The 4,104-nt window shown below is 43.5% G+C and carries 2 protein-coding genes; both read left to right on the top strand.

The genetic code is table 11. The annotated features are described in order from the left end of the window. The first annotated feature begins 69 nt into the window (after nt 1-69). Nucleotides 70-672, top strand: a complete 603-nt coding sequence (locus tag WCM76_16725) for a hypothetical protein (GenBank protein MEI6767277.1) — start codon at nt 70-72, stop codon at nt 670-672. A 77-nt stretch (nt 673-749) separates the two neighbouring features. Further along, on the top strand, nt 750-4,104 hold a 3,355-nt coding region (locus WCM76_16720), incomplete at its 3' end, for a C25 family cysteine peptidase (GenBank protein ID MEI6767276.1).

The following is a 4,104-nucleotide window of genomic DNA, read 5'->3' as shown; positions in this document are numbered from 1 at the left end:
GCCGACCAGTATTTTACCAAAGAGTTCGGCAAAATGTACCTGATGCGGTAAAAATCCCGAAAGGAATGTATGCCTGCTTTTATCTACTCATCCATACCCGCGTACCGCTTTGCAATGAATCTGCTGTACGCAGGTGCCTACCGACGCCGCTCGCGCATGGTGTTCAATGTGCTTAAGGGAAATTCTGTTACCGAATGCTGCTTTGGTGATACCCTTCTTGCCGAGCAATGTACCCGGAAAGGATGGATATGGCACGGTTATGATATCAATAAAAAATTTGTTGAACGTGCCCGAAATAAAGGCTTCGATGCGCATGAAGCGGATCTGTTCACAGACTTTCCGGCAGAACCTTCCGATGAATGTGTGATGATGGGTTCCCTGTATCACTTTGGTGAAAATGCCGGCGCCGTAATTATGAAAATGCTGGAAATATCAGGCAGGGTGATTATTTCAGAACCCATAAAAAACCTGAGCAACGCAAATACCTTTACCGGCAGGCTGTTTGCCAAATTCACTGCTGCCGGAAATGGCCCTGAAACATTCCGTTTTACGGAATTAACTTTGTCGGGGCTTCTTGGAGAATTAAAAAAAAAGCATAACTTTACATTTGAAATTGCAGGTCGCATACGCAAAGACATACTTTTCATTATTACCAAAACTAATGAAGTATGAAAGTTTCCGTTAAGTGACCAATGATTTTTTGTCGGTCTGCTTGTATTGAGACTAACACCAAAAAAAAACTAATTACTATGTTTAACAAACAGAAAACAGGCCTTTTTCTGGCCTTATTCATCTGTTTATCCACCCTGGCCAGAGGTCAGAATTTCGGTAACGAGTGGATAGACTACAACCGCAAGTATTACAAGATATACGTTCATGCTGATGGCATCTACCGCGTATCATACAACCTGATGCTAAGTGCGGGGATACCTGTACAAACCATTGACCCGCGAAGCCTGCAGATCTTCTGTAAAGGCGTTGAACAATACATTTACGTCAAAGGTGGAACCAATAATGTTTTAAATCCCGGTGATTTTATCGAGTTTTCAGGAAAAATGAACGATGGTACGTTCGACACTCAGCTCTACGATCAGGCTCAGAGTCAGGCGAACCCCAATTACAGCCTTTTCTGCGACTCAGCGGTCTATTTTCTTACCTGGAATTCTTCGATAAATAACCGAAGAATGATGCTTGAAAACGATGTTAATTTTTCATCCTATACACCGGTACCATTTTTCAATAAAATAAGCCGGGTGGATTATACCTCTGCCTATTTCAACGGTGAGCCGTATGAAGGAATAACCGACCCTGTGTACACCGCGGGTGAGGGCTGGTTTGATAACGGATTTTCGCTCGGGGGCAGCATTTCAAAAAATATTTCTACTCCCGGCAAATACGGTTCGGGCAATGCCGAAGTCGATTTTATTCTGGTGGGCGCATCCGACTTCAGCCTCGTCAATCCCGACCATCATGTCCAAATACATTTCGGGAACACCTTCATCGATACTGTTTTTGAAGGATATAAAATGTTGAGGTTTAACCGTACAATTCCCGTAAGTCAGCTGGGAAGCGCCACAACAGGTTTTAGCTTTACTTCCATTAATGATCTTGGCGCCGGAGCTGACAGGAATACCATTCCGTACATCCAGATTAAATATCCTCACACACCCTATCTGGATAACTCAACATCGTTCCGTTTCTTTGTTCCCGATGGTATTCAGGCAAAGTCGCTGTTTAATTTCACGGGGTTTACGGTAAATAATAATGATACCGCGAGGCTTTACGACCTCAGCAATCATCGCCGTATTAAGGTTGTGTTTGACGGCACCAACTATCGTGCGCTTATTCCTAATGCCGGTAACGAAAAGGAATGTTACATAACTTCAGACGGTGCGATTACCAATGTTACAAAACTGGTGGCCGTTTCGGCAAACGCCATGTTTAATAATTATCGGGCACAGGCTACTGCCGAAAACTCCGATTACATTATTATTTCTAACAGTCAGCTTCAACCTGAAACAGAGAATTACAGGCTGTACCGCAATTCAACCGGATATCATACCATGCTTGCCGATGTTGACCAGCTTTATGACCAGTTCTCATACGGTATTCTGAAACATCCACTGGGAATCCGCAATTTTATGCGATATGCGTGGGCAAATTTTCCGGAGAAACCCAAAGATTTATTCCTTATCGGGAAAGCATTCCGCGCAGGTTATGATAATGCCTATGTTTATAGAAAAAGTGCGTATTACTGGAACCAGACATTAGTGCCTTCACTGGGCAATCCGCCCAGCGATTTGCTTTTCACAACCGGCATCAACGACACCATGTACACTCCGGCCGTTCCCACCGGAAGGCTGAGTGCGCGCACTGCCGACCAGGTGAGGATATATCTTGATAAGGTGAAAGGATATGAAATAGCCGCACAAACCCCTCAGGAATGGATGAAGAATGTGCTTCATTTTGGCGGGGGGTCGAATATCGGCGAACAATCAGACTTTCAGGCATACCTGAACACCTATAAGAATACCATTGAAGATACGCTGTTCGGCGGATATGTAAGAACCTACCTGAAAACCAATTCGGATCCGATTCAGATTAATCAGTCCGATTCACTGAAAAATATCATCAACGGAGGCGTGAGCCTGATGACCTTTTTTGGCCATGCCGGAGGAACCGGATTTGATGTGAGTATCGATAATCCTGCGGAGTATAACAATATGGATAAATACCCCTTCCTGCTTGCTAATTCCTGCTATGCCGGTGATCTTTATTCAGATTTGCCGAACTCTAGTGAAATGTTTGTACTCATAGAAAATAAGGGTGTTATCGGATACCTTGCCACTATTGCAAGCGGCTTACCCTCGGCACTGAATGCATACAGCTCCGAATTCTATAAAAATATAGCGTTCAGGAACTATGGAAGGCCTGTGGGTAAATGTATTCAGCAAACAATTAAATCAATTCAAACCGGCAACCTTACACTTAAAGAGACCTGTCTTACTATGACATTGCACGGCGACCCGGCCATCATCATCAACTCCTTCCCAAAACCGGATTACATGGTAAACAATACATCTGTTTATTTTGATCCGCCCAATGTTACCACCGAAATTGATTCATTTTATATCAATATCATCACTACGAATTTAGGCCGTGCCGTGGCCGATTCATTCATTGTTAAGCTCGACCGTACGTTTCCCGATGGAACCATATCTACCTATTATCACCAGATAGTTGCACCTCTTTTTAAAGATACACTTGCGGTTAAACTGCCTGTTAATTTTATCAAAGGAATAGGACTCAATAAATTCAGAATATCACTGGATGCCTACAACCACATGGATGAAATCACTAAAGTGAATAATATTACCGACGTTGACCTACTTATCAAATCATCAGATATCGTACCTGTTTATCCTTACAAATATGCAATTATCCCTGCTCTGCCGGTTACCCTGAAAGCTTCCACCGGTTTTGCGTTCACACCTCCGGCCAATTACCGCTTTGAACTTGACACTACCGATGCGTTTAACAGTCCCATTAAGTTAAGTCAGGTTATCAATCATGGCGGAGGTGTTGTCACTTGGAATCCTGTTTTTCCCATTACAACAGACAGTATTGTCTATTTCTGGCGTGTGAGCCGCGATTCAGCCAATGGCGTTCCATTTAACTGGCGCGAGACGTCGTTTCAGTATATTCAAAACAAGCAGGGCTGGGGACAGGCACATTTCTTCCAGTTTAAAAATGATGATTACACTTATGTAGATTATAACAAACCACAACGTAAGTTTGAGTTTGTAAATAATCAGATTTCCCTTTATTGTATAACATTCAATCAAGGGCCGCATCAATTCACTGACCAATATTACCGTCTCAATGGGGTACAAAACTACTTATGGGCGTATCATGCTGAACTCAATAAAATGATACTTGCCGTGATTGATCCTGTTTCAGGTGTCCCCTGGGACAACCCCGACCCTTCGGTTCCTGCCGGGCAGGATGGATTTGAGTTTGATATTGACTTTGCGGCGAGCAGAGAGAAAATGCGGGCATTTATGGATTCTGTTCCCGCTGGCTTTCACATACTCGGCTGGAGCC

The sequence above is a fragment of the Bacteroidota bacterium genome (genome assembly GCA_037133915.1).
In the GTDB taxonomy this organism is placed as follows: domain Bacteria; phylum Bacteroidota; class Bacteroidia; order Bacteroidales; family CAIWKO01; genus JBAXND01.
The sequence above is the reverse complement of the archived record's forward strand: the minus strand, read 5'-3'. Positions and strand labels throughout refer to the sequence as shown.